This window comes from Flavobacterium sp. TC780 (genome assembly GCF_056783245.1).
In genome coordinates, this window is sequence record NZ_JBXBAV010000092.1 from 20,107 (window position 1) to 34,966 (window position 14,860).

Annotated in this window: 11 protein-coding genes and 3 pseudogenes; 9 read left to right on the plus strand and 5 right to left on the minus strand. The window is 31.1% G+C overall.

What is annotated here, in order from left to right:
• Positions 1-4: 4 nt before the first annotated feature.
• The 6 genes and pseudogenes from AC1RYN_RS09660 to queA all read left to right on the plus strand — a co-directional run bounded on the left by AC1RYN_RS09660 (position 5) and on the right by queA (position 6,840).
• On the plus strand, positions 5-2,032 hold the full coding sequence (locus AC1RYN_RS09660; protein WP_481806805.1) for a transglutaminase: 2,028 nt from the start codon (positions 5-7) through the stop codon (positions 2,030-2,032).
• A gap of 1 nt (position 2,033) precedes the next feature.
• Entirely contained in the window at positions 2,034-3,002 is a 969-nt protein-coding gene (locus tag AC1RYN_RS09665) for a DUF3857 domain-containing protein (RefSeq protein ID WP_481806806.1), read from the plus strand.
• Positions 3,003-3,031: 29 nt separating this feature from the next.
• Positions 3,032-3,859 carry a hypothetical protein gene (locus tag AC1RYN_RS09670; protein ID WP_481806807.1) on the plus strand — a complete coding sequence of 276 codons (828 nt, stop codon included), beginning with the start codon at positions 3,032-3,034 and terminating at the stop codon, positions 3,857-3,859.
• 166 nt (positions 3,860-4,025) lie between these two features.
• The gene (locus tag AC1RYN_RS09675) at positions 4,026-4,352 is read left to right on the plus strand and encodes a nucleotide pyrophosphohydrolase (protein WP_041518431.1); all 327 of its coding nucleotides are present in this window, start codon (positions 4,026-4,028) and stop codon (positions 4,350-4,352) included.
• Positions 4,353-4,432: 80 nt separating this feature from the next.
• Positions 4,433-5,660 (plus strand): annotated as a pseudogene (locus tag AC1RYN_RS09680) (3-phosphoshikimate 1-carboxyvinyltransferase).
• A 129-nt stretch (positions 5,661-5,789) separates the two neighbouring features.
• Positions 5,790-6,840: pseudogene (gene queA, locus AC1RYN_RS09685) on the plus strand (tRNA preQ1(34) S-adenosylmethionine ribosyltransferase-isomerase QueA).
• A 66-nt stretch (positions 6,841-6,906) separates the two neighbouring features.
• Here queA and AC1RYN_RS09690 read toward each other — a convergent pair.
• A complete protein-coding gene (locus AC1RYN_RS09690; protein WP_481806808.1) occupies positions 6,907-7,641 on the minus strand; it encodes an SIMPL domain-containing protein in 735 nt (244 codons plus the stop codon).
• A 126-nt stretch (positions 7,642-7,767) separates the two neighbouring features.
• Between AC1RYN_RS09690 and kynU the strand changes: the two genes are divergently transcribed.
• Both kynU and AC1RYN_RS09700 read left to right on the plus strand, forming a co-directional pair.
• Complete coding sequence (kynU, locus tag AC1RYN_RS09695) at positions 7,768-9,042, plus strand: kynureninase (RefSeq protein ID WP_481806809.1); 1,275 nt, start codon at positions 7,768-7,770, stop codon at positions 9,040-9,042.
• Positions 9,043-9,212: 170 nt separating this feature from the next.
• Positions 9,213-9,647 (plus strand): glycine zipper family protein, encoded by a 435-nt coding sequence (locus tag AC1RYN_RS09700; protein WP_481806810.1) that lies wholly within the window; start codon positions 9,213-9,215, stop codon positions 9,645-9,647.
• Positions 9,648-9,758: 111 nt separating this feature from the next.
• Here the strand turns inward: AC1RYN_RS09700 and AC1RYN_RS09705 are convergent, their stop codons facing one another.
• From AC1RYN_RS09705 to AC1RYN_RS09720, 4 genes are all read right to left on the minus strand, one after another.
• Positions 9,759-11,558 carry a hypothetical protein gene (locus AC1RYN_RS09705; RefSeq protein WP_481806811.1) on the minus strand — a complete coding sequence of 600 codons (1,800 nt, stop codon included), beginning with the start codon at positions 11,556-11,558 and terminating at the stop codon, positions 9,759-9,761.
• A 107-nt stretch (positions 11,559-11,665) separates the two neighbouring features.
• The gene (locus AC1RYN_RS09710) at positions 11,666-12,091 is read right to left on the minus strand and encodes a hypothetical protein (RefSeq protein WP_481806812.1); all 426 of its coding nucleotides are present in this window, start codon (positions 12,089-12,091) and stop codon (positions 11,666-11,668) included.
• A gap of 169 nt (positions 12,092-12,260) precedes the next feature.
• Entirely contained in the window at positions 12,261-12,428 is a 168-nt protein-coding gene (locus tag AC1RYN_RS09715) for a hypothetical protein (RefSeq protein WP_481806813.1), read from the minus strand.
• Positions 12,429-12,481: 53 nt separating this feature from the next.
• Positions 12,482-13,228: a hypothetical protein gene (locus tag AC1RYN_RS09720; RefSeq protein ID WP_481806814.1), complete on the minus strand. Its 747-nt coding sequence runs from the start codon at positions 13,226-13,228 to the stop codon at positions 12,482-12,484.
• Between the two features lie 122 nt (positions 13,229-13,350).
• Between AC1RYN_RS09720 and AC1RYN_RS09725 the strand changes: the two are divergent.
• Positions 13,351-14,824, plus strand: a pseudogene (locus AC1RYN_RS09725) (penicillin acylase family protein); the annotation flags it as partial.
• Between the last annotated feature and the right edge of the window lie 36 nt (positions 14,825-14,860).

Sequence of the window (14,860 nt, forward strand, 5' to 3'; positions counted from 1 at the left end):
CCAAATGAAATTTAATCAATTAACCATTGTTTTATTTGTTGTGTTTTCTTTTTCGAAAATTACAGCACAAGAATTTAAATTAGGAAAAGTATCAATTGCAGAATTGCAGGAAAAGGTGCATCCTAAAGATACTTCAGCAGCTGCTGCAATTTTATATAGAAAAGGAGTTTCTCGTCTTTCGTATGATATGAATTCTGGGTTTGTGATGATGACAGATGTGGAATGTCGAATTAAAATTTATAAAAAAGAAGGTTATGAATGGGCAAATCAAAATGTAACGTATTATGTAGGAGATAGTAACTTAAAAGAGAGTGTTGCTTTTTCGGATGCAGTAACATATAATTTGGTTGTTGATAAAATTGAGAAAGTAAAACTTAAAAGCGATGGGATATTTGATGAGAATATTAATAAATATCGCAATCAGAAAAAAATGACAATGCCAAATGTAAAAGAGGGATCTGTTATTGAATACAGATACACAATAAAATCTCCAAGTATAGGATCAATGAGAGATTGGTATTTTCAATCTTCTATACCTGTGAATTATTCTGAATTTACAACACGTATTCCAGAGTATTACGTTTTTAATGCAAAACAAAAAGGATATATTTTTCCTGAAGTTAAAGTAGATAAAAATACGGAATCTATCACGTTTGTAAATAAAGATAGATCTGAATCGGGAGGATTTAATGCTTCGACTAAAACAACCTATTCAAATGATAAAGTTGATTATATAGAAACTAAAACTAGTTATATCGCAAAGAATTTACCAGCGATGAAAGAAGAAGGTTATGTTAATAATATATATAACTATACTTCGGGTATAGAGCACGAATTGTCTATAATAAAGTTTCCAAATAAGCCAATTGAACTATTTTCAACAGATTGGAATTCAGTTGCGAAAACAATATATAATTATGATAGTTTTGGTGCAGAATTAAATAGAACAGGATATTTTGAAGATGATTTAAAAGCTTTACTTGCAGGTGTAAGTGCTCAAGATGAAAGAATTAAGGTAATATTTAATTTTGTAAAATCGAGAATTAACTGGAACGGATATTTTGACTATGGATGTGATAACGGTGTAAGAAAAGCATATAAAGAGAAAACGGGTAATATAGCCGATATAAATCTTATGTTAACAGCTATGTTGCGATTTTCAGGATTAACGGCAAATCCTGTTTTAGTAAGTACACGTTCTAATGGGATTGCGATGTTTCCTAATAGAACAGCTTTTAATTATGTAATTGCAGCTGTAGAAACTAATGAAGGGATTATTTTGTTAGATGCTTCGAGTAAATTTTCTACTCCAAATGTTTTGCCATTTAGAGCTTTAAATTGGATGGGAAGATTAATACGAAAAGATGGAACTTCTGAGGAGATTGATTTAATGCCAAATAAGCAATCATTTGATAATATTGCAATTAATTATAGCGTAAATCCAGAAGGAGGTGTTGTTGGTAAAACAAGAAGACAATGTTCAGATTATAACGCAATGATTTTTAGAAATAATGTTGATAATGTTAAAGAAGATACTTATTTAGAAAAGCTAGAGAATGATAATGATAAAATTGAAATAAGTGAATACATGAGGACAAATGAAAAAGAATTGGAGTTGCCAACAGTTGAGACTTTTTCATTTACAGGTTCTAATCTTTGTGAAGTTATCGGAGGGAAAATTTATATAAATCCGATGTTGTTTTACACAAAAAAAGAAAATCCATTTAAGCAAGAAGACCGAGAATATCCTATAGATTATGGTTTTCCTTCATTGGATAAATATAATATAACAATTCAAATTCCTGATGGATATACGGTAGAGACACTTCCTGCACCAGCAGCAATTGTAATGGAAGATAATTTGGGAATGTTTAAATTTATGGCGGCAGTTAATCAAAATTTATTACAATTGGTAATAACACATCAGATAAACGCAGCAATAATACCAGCAGATCATTATTCGATGTTACAAGAATATTACAAAGGTATGATTGCTAAGATAAATGAAAAAATAGTTTTAAAAAGAATATAATATGAGGTTTTGGAGTTTAGTAATAGTTGGTTTTTTATTTTTTTGCATTTCAAAAATTAATGCCCAAAGTTATGATTTGGGTAAAGTTACTGTTGCAGAATTGAAAGAGAAAGTAAATCCAAACGATACAACAGCTCCAGCCGCAATTTTGTTTAAAAAAGGAAGAACATTTTATACTTTTACTAAAGATAAAGGCTTTTTTGCCAATCATGTTTATGAATTTAAAATTAAAATTTATAAAAAAGAAGGACTAAGATGGGCTGATCAAAAAGTGCGTTTTTATGTTGGTTATGAAAATTTGAATGAGGATCGATTAGAGTTTTCTAATGCAGTAACGTATAATCTGGAAAATGGATCTATCGTAAAAAACAAACTAGATAATCAAGGAACATTTAAGAAAAAAGTAAATAAATATTGGAGTGAAAAAATAATAACACTACCAAATGTAAAAGTGGGCTCTATTATTGAATACAAATACATTCTTAAATCTGAAAATATTGTAAAATTACCAGATTTTGATTTTCAATATGATATACCTGTAAGCTATTTTGAATATAAGACAGATATTCCAGAATACTTTATTTACAAGGCAATTTTGACTGGAGGAAGAGATAAGATAGAAACAGATTCAAAATTAACTAATGTAAGGCAGTCATTTGATGATGATTATAGTAAAACAACTTTAATTTCGTATAATCAAATTAGCGCCTTTTACAGAGGAAAGGATATTCCAGCATTAACACAAGAACCTTATGTAGATAATATTGAAAACTATAAAGGTTCTATTCAACATGAATTAGAAAGGGTTCGTTATCCAGATCAGCCTGTAAAAGATTATGCAATGACATGGGAGGGCGTAGCGAAAAATATTTTTAAAAATGAGAAGTTTGGAAAAGAATTAAAAGAAAAAAGTTTTCTTTTAGAAGATGTTAAAAGACTATTGACTAATGTTGAGTCTCAGAGAGACTGAATATCATCTTCAAATTTGTTCAGAACAAAATGAATTGGAATGAGGTTAGCGATTGTTATACCGATAAAGGTGTGAAAAAGGCTTATGAGGATCAAACAGGAAATACAGCCGAGATCAACTTTATTTTAATTAATATGCTCAAATTGGCTGGTATTGATGTACACCCTGTTTTAGTAAGTACAATAGAAAACGGAGTACCAGTTTATCCCACAAGAATAGGTTTTAATTATGTAATCGCTGCTGCTGAGATTGATGGAAAACAAATATTTCTAGATGCAGCTCGTAAATTTACTTATCCAGGAGTTTTACCTTTAAATGTTCTCAATTGGGAAGGAAGATTGATTAAAGATGACGGAACATCAAATGAGGTTAATTTAATGCCAACAAAAACATCAAAAGAGCTTATAAATTTGGTGGTTAAAGTTGATAATCTGGGTAAAATAGAAGGTAAAATTAGAATTCAAAGAACCGATTACGAAGCATATCGTTTTAGAGCCCAAAATGCTAATGGTAATCAGGAAAATTATCTCGAAAGATTGGAAAGTCGATTGGGAGATTTGAAAATTTCAGATTATACAATAGAGAATAAGAATACTAATTTTCAAGATCCTGTAATAGAAACATTTTCATTGGTTTCAGACAATCAGGTAGATATTATTGGAGGAAAGGTTTTTATTGAGCCATTGTTGTTTTTTACAAGATCTAAAAACCCTTTTAATCAGGAAGTAAGGCATATGCCCATTTATTTTGGATACCCAACTCAAGAAAAAATTAATTTAAATATAGAAATTCCAGATGGATATGTAGTTGAATCATTGCCAACCCCTCTTCGAATTTCGTTGAGAATAAAGAAATAGTTTATCTGTTAAATGTATCAAGTGAAGGAAACAAAATTCAAATAAGTAGCTTAAAAGAAATTAACAATAGTATTTTTGCTGCAGAGAAATATAGCGGATTAAAAGCTTTTTTTCAGAAAATAACTACCAGTCAAAATGAAAAAATAGTTTTAAAAAAAATATAAAAATGGATTTAAAAAATGCTCAACTAGATGTTGATACTTGGATAAAAGAACATGGAGTTCGCTATTTTAACGAATTAACTAATATGGCACAACTTACAGAAGAAGTAGGGGAGGTAGCCAGAATTATTGCACGTCGTTACGGAGAACAATCAGAAAAAGAAAGTGATAAGAATAAAGATCTAGGAGAAGAATTAGCCGATGTAGTTTTTGTCGTTTTATGTTTAGCAAATCAAACAGGGATTGATCTTCAGGCAGCTTTTGATAAGAAAATGGATTTGAAATCTATCCGAGACAAAGACCGTCATAAAAACAACGATAAACTAAAATAATGTGATAAGTTAGGGTAAAGCTTTGGAGTATCCTTTTTTTAAAATAAATTTGTCAAAACGCATAAAATAATTACCCTACAATGAATTTACTATTAAAAACATCTCAAGCTAATTTACAAGGACAAATAGCAGTAACTGGATCAAAAAGCGAAACAAATCGATTATTATTGTTACAGGCTTTGTTTCCGAATATTAGTTTGGCAAACACATCAAATTCTGATGATAGCGAAGTAATGCAAAAAGCATTAGTTGATAATGAAGAAATAGTAGATATTCATCATGCAGGAACAGCCATGCGTTTTTTAACGGCATATTTTGCGGTTAATGAAGGTAGAGAAGTAGTAATGACAGGTTCAAGCAGAATGCAAGAACGACCGATTAAGATACTTGTTGAAGCTTTGGCTCAGCTGAGTGGAGATCTCATACCTAAAAGACGAAGGATATCCTCCAATTCGTATTAAAGGGAAAAAAATAACAGCTTCGAAAGTTACATTAGCTGCCAATGTAAGTAGTCAATATATCTCTGCATTGTTGCTTGTAGCGCCTAAATTAGAAAATGGATTAGAGCTTACATTAGAGGGAGAAATTACTTCTATACCTTATATAAAAATGACTTTGGCTTTACTTAATGATTTAGAAATTCAAACTAGTTTTGAAGGAAATGTAATTAAAGTATATCCAAAATCAGAAGTGAGTGCAAAAGAGATGGTTGTAGAGTCAGATTGGAGCTCAGCTTCTTACTTTTTTAGTTTGGTGGCTCTTGCCGATACAGCTTCGATCACGCTTAGTAGTTACAAAGAAAATAGTTTACAAGGAGATTCAGCATTGGTATCACTTTATGAGAAGATGGGAGTTCAAACTACGTTTCAAGATAATAAAATGACTTTGACTAAACAGTCAAATTTTAAATTTGAAACGGTAAACTTCGAATTAAATAATACTCCAGATATTGCGCAAACTATTGTGGTTACTTGTCTTGGATTAGGAATAGGTTGCCATTTAACGGGTTTACATACCTTAAAAATTAAAGAGACAGATAGATTAGAAGCTTTAAGAATTGAATTAACTAAATTGGGGGCTGCTATTTCAGTAACGAATGATAGTTTAACGCTTATTGCTACAAATGAGATTAATCCAAATATAAAAATTGCTACTTATAATGACCATCGTATGGCAATGGCATTTGCTCCGTTAGCATTAAAAGTGCCAATAATTATAGAAGATGCAGGGGTAGTTTCTAAATCTTATCCAGATTTTTGGAAAGATTTAACAAATTTAGGATTTGAGACAACAGAAATAGTTGTGTAATAATCAATGTTTACGGCTAAAATCATGGATAAACTTTGAAGTTTGCAATTTTTAAACTAAATAAAAGCCAAAAGACTTGACAACGCCTATCTCACAATCGTATATTTGCACTCTAAATAAATAGACTACATGAAATTATCTCATTTTCAATTTAATTTACCAAAAGAACTTTTAGCTGAATTTCCAGCTGAAAACAGAGATGAGTCTCGTTTGATGGTAATTGATCGTAAAAAACAAACTATAGAGCACAAAATGTTCAAAGATGTAATCAATTACTTTGATGATGGTGATGTTCTTATCTTAAATAATACAAAAGTTTTCCCTGCTCGTTTGTACGGAAACAAAAGAAAAAACTGGAGCAAGAATTGAAGTTTTCTTATTAAGAGAGCTTAATTCAGAGCAACGCCTTTGGGATGTTTTGGTTGATCCAGCTCGTAAAATCCGTATCGGAAATAAATTATACTTTGGTGATGACGATTCGTTGGTTGCTGAGGTTATAGATAATACTACTTCTCGTGGTAGAACATTACGTTTCCTTTATGATGGTTCTTATGAAGAATTCAGAAATAAATTAACAGAACTTGGAGAAACTCCAATTCCTAAATATATCAGTAGAGACGTAACTCCAGAAGATGCAGAAAGATATCAAACGATATATGCTAAAGAAGAAGGAGCTGTTGCAGCACCAACTGCTGGATTGCATTTCTCAAAACACCTTTTGAAAAAATTAGAGATTAAAGGAGTAAATTTTGCAGAAGTAACACTTCATGTAGGTTTAGGAACTTTTAATCCTGTTGAGGTTGAAGATTTATCAAAACATAAAATGGATTCTGAAGAGCTAATTATTACTCCGGAAGCTTGTGAGATTGTTAATAATGCAAAAGCAAACAAAAAACGCATTTGTGCAGTAGGAACAACATCAATGCGTGCTATTGAAAGTTCTGTTTCATCACAAAACACATTAAATCCTTTTGAAGGCTGGACAAATAAATTTATTTTCCCTCCTCATGATTTTAGTATTGCAAACTGTATGATTACAAACTTCCATACGCCAAAATCAACATTATTAATGATGATTTCTGCGTTCTGTGGACATGATTTAATGAAAAAAGCATATGAAGAAGCTATAAAAGAAGAATATAAATTCTACTCTTATGGTGATGCAATGCTTATCATCTAAGAAATATACAATAAGGTTAATTCATAAATCTCGCTATTATTTTAATAGCGAGATTTTTTTTAGAATTTAATTAACCTGATATACTAGTTTTACTGTAATATTAGCAGTTTTGTTTTTTGAAGTTGTATTAAATGAGCCTCCGTAAGAAAAATCTTCAGATGAGTTTTGTCCTGTAATTTGAAAAACTCCCATGTCAGATTTTTTTAATCTTCCTAAAGTAGCGTCTGCATTTTCGGCAATACTTTTGGCTCTGGAACTAGCGTCTTTGGTTGCTTCTGCAATCATTTTTATTTTGAGTTCAGCTAGTTTTGTATAGTAATATTCAGGAGGATTAGAATAGAATTCGATTCCAGAGTTTATTAACTCACTAGATTGTCTAGAAATTTCCTCAATTTTATTTACTTCTTTAGATTGTATGGTTACATTTTGTGTTAATGTAAATCCTGTGAAAATTTGCTGTTTTGGAGTTCCGTTTTCATTGTACGAAGTATCAAAATCTTTATTGAAGTTTACTGCAGAGAAAACCATTTCTGAAGCTTTGATTCCTTTGCTGGTTAAATAGCTTTTTATTTTCTCTCTATCACTATCTAGTGAGGCATAGGCTTCTTTTAGGGTAAGACTCTTTTTAGAGAATGAACCGCTCCAAACAATTAAATCAGAAACAAAATCTGTTTTTCCTAAACCAGTAACGCTAATAGTGTCGTTACCTTTATTTCTATTTTGAAAGGCATTTGAAAATAAATAAGCAGAGATAACTACTGCTAAAGAAATGATAATGATGTTTAAATTATGTTTCAACATGGCTTATAATTTTAAATTAAATCAAATATATCGAATTAATTGTATTTATTTTTAACATAGGCTTATAGCTTTCTACTTTTGTCTTAGTCCTTTTTTTTTCTACATTTACCAAACAAAATTTTAACAATGACTTTCGAAAACACCCGTGAATTTGCACAAAAACTTGATTCACAAGATATATTGCGCAAATATCAAGACGAATTTATTTTTCCTGAAGTGAATAATAAAAAGGTTATTTATTTTACTGGAAATTCTTTAGGATTACAACCAAAGCGTACAAAATCATATGTTGATGAAGTAATGGCTGATTGGGCAAATCTTGCCGTTGAAGGGCATTTTTATGCCGAAAAACCGTGGTGGGATTACCAAGAACGTTTTGCTAAACCGCTTAGTAAAATTGTTGGGGCTTTACCAAGTGAAGTCACTGTGATGAATACATTAACAGTTAATCTTCACTTATTGATGGTTTCTTTTTATAGACCAACAGCAACAAGATATAAGATTATTTGCGAAGAAAAAGCATTTCCATCAGATCAATATATGTTTCAGAGTCAAGTACATTTTCATGGCTATAAAACAGAAGACGCTATTGTAGAAATTAAACGTCGTGAAGGAGAACACAATATCCGATTAGAAGATATTTTGGCAAAAATTGAAGAAGTAGGAGATCAATTGGCTTTAGTATTAATTGGAGGAGTGAACTATTACACAGGACAAGTTTTTGATATGAAAACGATCACTACAGCTGGACAAAAAGCAGGTGCTAAAGTAGGTTGGGATTTAGCACACGCAGCAGGGAATATAAAATTAGAATTACATAATTGGAATGTTGATTTTGCAGCTTGGTGTAGTTATAAATACATGAATTCAGGACCAGGAAATGCATCTGGTTGTTTTGTGCACGAAAAGCATCATAATAATCCAGATTTACCTCGTTTTGCAGGTTGGTGGGGACATAATAAAGAACGTCGTTTTAAAATGGAACCCAATTTTGACCCAGTACACGGAGCAGATGGTTGGCAGATAAGTAATTTACCAGTACTTTCTTTAGCACCTTATTTAGCATCAGTAGAAATGTTTGATGAAGTTGGAATGGATGTTCTGATTGCAAAAAGAGATAAGATTACAGCTTATCTTGAATATATTCTACATGAAATAGATAAGGAAGTAAAAGGAAATTTTGAGGTTATTACTCCAGCAGATCCTAAGGAAAGAGCATCACAATTATCTGTGTTTTTGCATGGAGAAGGACGAAGTTTATTTGATTATTTAATGAAAAATGGTGTTATTACCGATTGGCGTGAACCTAACGTTATTCGTTTAGCTCCCGTTCCTTTGTATTGTTCTTTTGAAGATATGTATGAATTTGGACAAGTTTTAAAAAGAGGAATTTTAGAATAATCTAAATTTAAATAAATAAAATATTTTAAAGTCAGCTAATTCAAACGTTATGAGTTAGCTGACTTTTTTGCATCGTTTAATTTTATAACGATCTCTTGAAATTATGTAATCACATACAAAAAGTTTAGGCTTTACTTTGCTATGTTAGTAAGAACCTAAAAATTACAATCATGAAAACATTATATTTAATACTATTCTCTTTTGCGATTATCTCGTGTCAGAATCAAGGGAAGATAGATATTCAGAAAGCTAAACAAGCGAGTATTGATTCTATGAAAGTTGAAATTAATAAGCAAAAAGTTATTGATTCAATGAAAACAGAGATGGTAAAAGTTCAGGAAGAAAAGGAGAAAGCTCAGGTAGAAGCAGTACCACAAAAGGTAGTAGTTGTTAATCAGCAAGCACCAGCTGCAGCTGCGGCACCAAAGAAAAAAGGATGGAGTTCGACTGCAAAAGGAGCTGTAATTGGAGCAGGTGTTGGAGCAGTTACAGGAGCAATTATCAGTAAGAAAAAAGGGGAAGGTGCAATAATAGGAGGATTAGCAGGTGCAGGAGTTGGAGCAGGAACTGGAGCAATTATAGACGGAAAAAAGAAAAAAGAATAGAAGAGACCACTATTCTTCGAATAAAAGTTAGTTATATTCAAATAGAAAAACCACCTCAAATTAATTTTTAGAGGTGGTTTTTTGTATAATAAAGAAATGATATTAATTGTTTTAAGCTGGAATAGCTATAGCAATAAGTTTCGTTCTATAATCATTAAATTGATTTTGAATTTCTATTTTATTCTTTTTAAAGTAAGGAGAAGCTGTTATCAGATTTTCGTAGTATTCAATTCCGCTTAAAAGATTGTCTTTAAAAGCTTGTAATTTTTTAGTTTGTGCAGCTGTTATTTCTGCCGAAATATTTTCGATATCTTTCTTAAAATAATCCAAGTACATTTTTAATTCCTTCACGAATAAATTTGGACGATTTTCAACACGTATAACCGACTTGTTTCCATAAATGTGTTGTACCATGTCAGATAAAGATACTTCTTGATCAAAATAAGCCATGTTAGGACCAGGGCATATAACAACACCTTGAGCTTGTCCTTTTATTTTAATGTCGTTCTCTATATAAGAAGCATTTGCTAGTCCTACACATAAGCATGATTTCTCAGTAATAGCAGCTTTAGATTTCTCATAAAATGCTGGAGAAAGAGTGTTTTTTATAGTTTCTAATTCAGCTAATTTTAAATCCTGAAATTTTTTAGAAGCAGAGCAAGTTCCTTTTGGGTCATATTCTTTACTTAACGCCAAAAATTTCTTTGGACAAGAGCTGCCGGCTTTATTATCATGAATACGTTTTTGTTTAAGAATTTCGTTAGAAGTACCTCTTAAGGTATTAAATGGTACGCCTAAAGGAGAAATATGACTTAAGTATAAATCTTCTTCTTGGGCTTTCATTAATAAGTTTCGAGTAGGTTGATCAACAGATGTCGCTTCAGGAACTAGTAAAAAAGGAGTTCCCCAACCTACAGAATCTACATTATAATTATCTAGCAAAAATTCGTGTTCTTCGGCAGTTCCTACACCTCCTTGTACGGTAATTTTAAGGGGTAAAGGATTTTCAGGAACTAAAAATTGTTTTTGCTGTAACGCTTTTACCATCAAATCATGAGCAGATTGAATCAATTGGCCTTTTTTCTGCTTGAATTCTTCTAAGATAGGACCTAACAACAAACCTTCAGTAGCAAATGCATGTCCACCACAATTTAATCCAGACTCAATACGATATTCAGAAACCCAAAGTCCTTTTTTTGCCAAAAAGTTACCTTGAATCATAGCCGATCTAAAGTCACTTACTTTAAGAATGATTTTCTTTTTAAGCTCATTATCACTATTTGGAAAAAAATCTGGAAAATTCTCGAAGTAGCTATATAATCTAGGATTCATACCTGCAGAAAGAACTAAAGAAGATTCTAGATTACTGTTAGCAAAACCGCGAAGGGCTGCATGAGCATCATTAAATTCAATAGGTAATTGTTCGTCTTTGATAAAGTTATCTTTATCCAGTTTTGTCATTATGTTTACATCGATAGCACCTGCAGAGAGATGTGATTCAATATAATTTTGGATGTTTTCTTTAAAAGAAATACCATCTTCCATTAAGTTTAAAATCCCTTTTTTTATCTCAGAAGTATTAGGTAGCATCGAGATGTAATTCTCTAGAACTTGTTTGCTTTCAGATAATTCGGTTTTGAAACTTTCAAATTTTTGTTTTACGATTTTGTCTACTAAATTTAAGTAGGTTGTAATGCGCTTGGCTCTGTAATCGTGAATTTTTTGACTTATTTCCTGATAAGAAGAATTGAACTTTTCAGAATAAAAAGCAGTCATCTTTTCAATTAACTCATCATCTGCAATCGAAATTACGGATGAAATACCATATTTAGCTACTCGAATCGGGCTATCAATAGTATAAGCGAGTCCCATTACAGGAATATGAAAAGAGTGTATAGGGGTTTTTGTCATTTGCTATTATTATAAAATTTAATAAATGACAAATGTTGTAAAATCATTTTATTTAAAAACTGATATATGTCATGTTTATAGCGAATTAAGTTGCTTTTTTTAGATAATTAAATCAAAATCTTCTTGAAAGACTCTGCTATAGATCTCCATAAAAAATTATAAAAAGACTTTTCCTGAATTCGATCTAATTCTATTTTTGTCTTTTTAGCTTCATTATCGGAGTCTTTCTTAAGTATTAAATTGGCTAAAGAACTTTTTAATTTTGCTTCTTTTTCTGGATTTTTCTTTTTGTATAAAGTAACTTTTAAGTCCTTGTATTTTAAACTTGCATTTCCTGTGGCTTTTTTATCATTTCCAGTAATGTCAAAATGGTAATCATCAAAAGTACCTTTAAATGAAGTATTAGTATATGGTTTTGTAAACGCATACATTGCCTGAACATCAAATTTTGCAATGCTTCCTTTTATACGAAAACTATCGTTTTTATCCAGAACGTTTAATGTCCAATGTACATTTAAAGGAGAATTTTTCATAAAAAGACAATTGATTTTGATATCTAAATCGGCTACCTTTTTTAATCCAAAACCACTCTGCAGATTTGTAGCGTTTAAGTTAAAACGACTGAAAGTTAATATTGCAGACCCTTTCTGGAAATTGATTTCTTCTTCGTATACTAATTTTGAATTTTGGATAGAAAGAGTATCAATTTTTAAGAGGAAACGGAATTTTTCTGAGTAAAGAATTATATAATGGTTTTTTGCTTACATCATCTTCGGGTATTTTATTACGATAAATATTTGCATCTAAATCGTCAAAAACAATAGAATTTGCATTAAAGAAGAACAGATCATTTTTAAAGCCCCAATTCATTGAATTGATATTAATGTCCGTTGCTGTTACGGTGAAAAGATCTTTTTCTTTAGTTATTTTCTGTACAAATTGATGACGAGATATAAAGGGATATAACTGAAGTTTTTTACTTTTAATGAATGATTATTAGTTGCTATTTTCGAAGCATTAATAGTGTAAAACGAGTTGGGTTTGTAATATGTGCTATCACAATTTAGAGCATATTTTTGATACGAAAAGGGGATTTTCTGTTTAAGTGTTTCTTCATTAATAAGAATTCCTTCTAATACAAGGGCAATATTTCGTGTGTATAAAATGGGTTTGTTTGTTTTGGTAGACATAATATCTAAACTCGCTTTATTGAGATAAATATTAGAAACAACAATGATTTTTTGAAAAGGCTCGATTATTTGTGTGCGAATGCTATTGCTATTGTCGATTGCTTTTTCATCTTTTTTGTATAATATTACCCGAGCACGATCAATCGTGATACTTTTGGCGCGTAAAACATCATTAAATACAAGATTCCAAATACTAAAATCGTTTATAGCAACTGTCTCGATTTTAGAATAAATTCCAATTTTGGCAGCACTATCTTTAGATGCATTTTTAGGATTGACAACAATGTTAGATGCATAGATGTCTGCTGCCCAAAGGTCAATTTTTATATCTTCGTAAGTAATTTGATATGGCGTTTTATTATTGTCCTGAATGATTTTAGGAAGTTGTTTTTTTACCCAAAAATTTAATCCTGAGTTTATTAAAAACAAGAGGGCTATAAGCGAAAGGATTCCTATAATTATTTTTTTATTTAAAGACATCTAGTGCGTATTTTATTTTAAATATATAAATTTAAAGACTTAAAAGGAATAACTTTTAGATACAATTGTGATTTTGATAATAATACATTTCGTTAAAATATTTATTTATACAATTTAGAAGCATGAAAAAAATCAAAAAAATACTGCTCGTTTTGTTCTTGGTACTTGTTGTTTTAGGAATCGGTTTATGTACTTATATTTTTCATTTAAAACCAAAATACGAAGGAGAAGTAAAACTGAAGAATATTCAAAAAGAGACAACGGTATATTTTGATGATTTTGGAGTGCCGCATATTTATGCTAATTCCCAAAAAGAAGCCATGACTGTTTTAGGTTATGTACACGCTCAAGATCGTTTGTGGCAAATGGAGCTAATGCGTCGCATAGCATCAGGACGATTGTCAGAAATTTTTGGATCAGTAATGCTAAAAAATGACAAGTTTTTTTCGGGTTTAGGAATAGAGGAAGCATCGGAGAAAGCAATAGCTCAATTAGATAAAAATAGCCAGAGTTATCAATTAACAATGGCTTATCTGGATGGAATTAACCAATATATGGATGAAGGAGTAACGCCAATAGAGTTTCAATTGGTTGGCGTGAAAAAACAAAAATTTACTATAAAAGATGTGTATAATATTTTTGGATATATGTCATTTAGTTTTGCAATTGCTCAAAAGACAGATCCCTTAATGACTGATATTCGTAATAAATATGGAAATGAATATTTAAAAGATTTTGGTTTAAATGGCGAATTGAATACTACACAAATAAGAAATGCAAAAGAAACCCAAGAAGAGTATGCTGTAATTTCAAAATCGGTTGCTTCGCTTCTTGAAAAATCTCCAATTCCACCATTTATAGGAAGTAATAGTTGGGTAATAGCTCCCACAGAGAACAAAAAATGGTAAAGTTATTTTTGCTAATGATCCCCATATTGGGTTTTCACAGCCAGGAACATGGTACGAGGCTCATATAGCAACCCCAGATTTTGAACTGTATGGCTGTTATTTGGCAGGAACACCATATCCTTTATTAGGGCATAATAGAGATTATGCTTATGGATTGACAATGTTTGAAAACGATGACATTGACTTTTATCAAGAAGAAAATAAGCAGGGAGATTCTAATGAGTATAAGACACCAAAGGGTTATGAAAAATATGAGACTAGAAAGAAAATTATAAAAGTAAAAGATTCATCAGATGTTGTTGTAGATGTCAAGATAAGCCGACATGGGCCTATTATGAATGGATTAATAGAAGATTTAAGGAGTAGCACTAAGCCAATAGCAATGTCTTGGGTTTATACACAACAGCCAATAAAAATTCTAGATGCTGTTTATGGTATTTCGCATGCTAAAAATAAAAATGATTTTAAGAAGGCAGTCAGTCTTATTGCTGCGCCTGGATTAAATGTGATGTATGGAGATGCAAAAGGTAATGTAGGCTGGTGGGCAACAGGAACGTTATACAAACATAATAAAGGAGTAAATCCTAATTTTATTCGAGATGGAGCAAGTGGTAAAGAGGATATTGCTGAATATTTAGATTTTTCTAAGAATCCATCAGCAGAGAATCCAAAATGGGGTTATGTATATTAGGTCGTCCCAACAACAGGAGCATGTATTAACCTT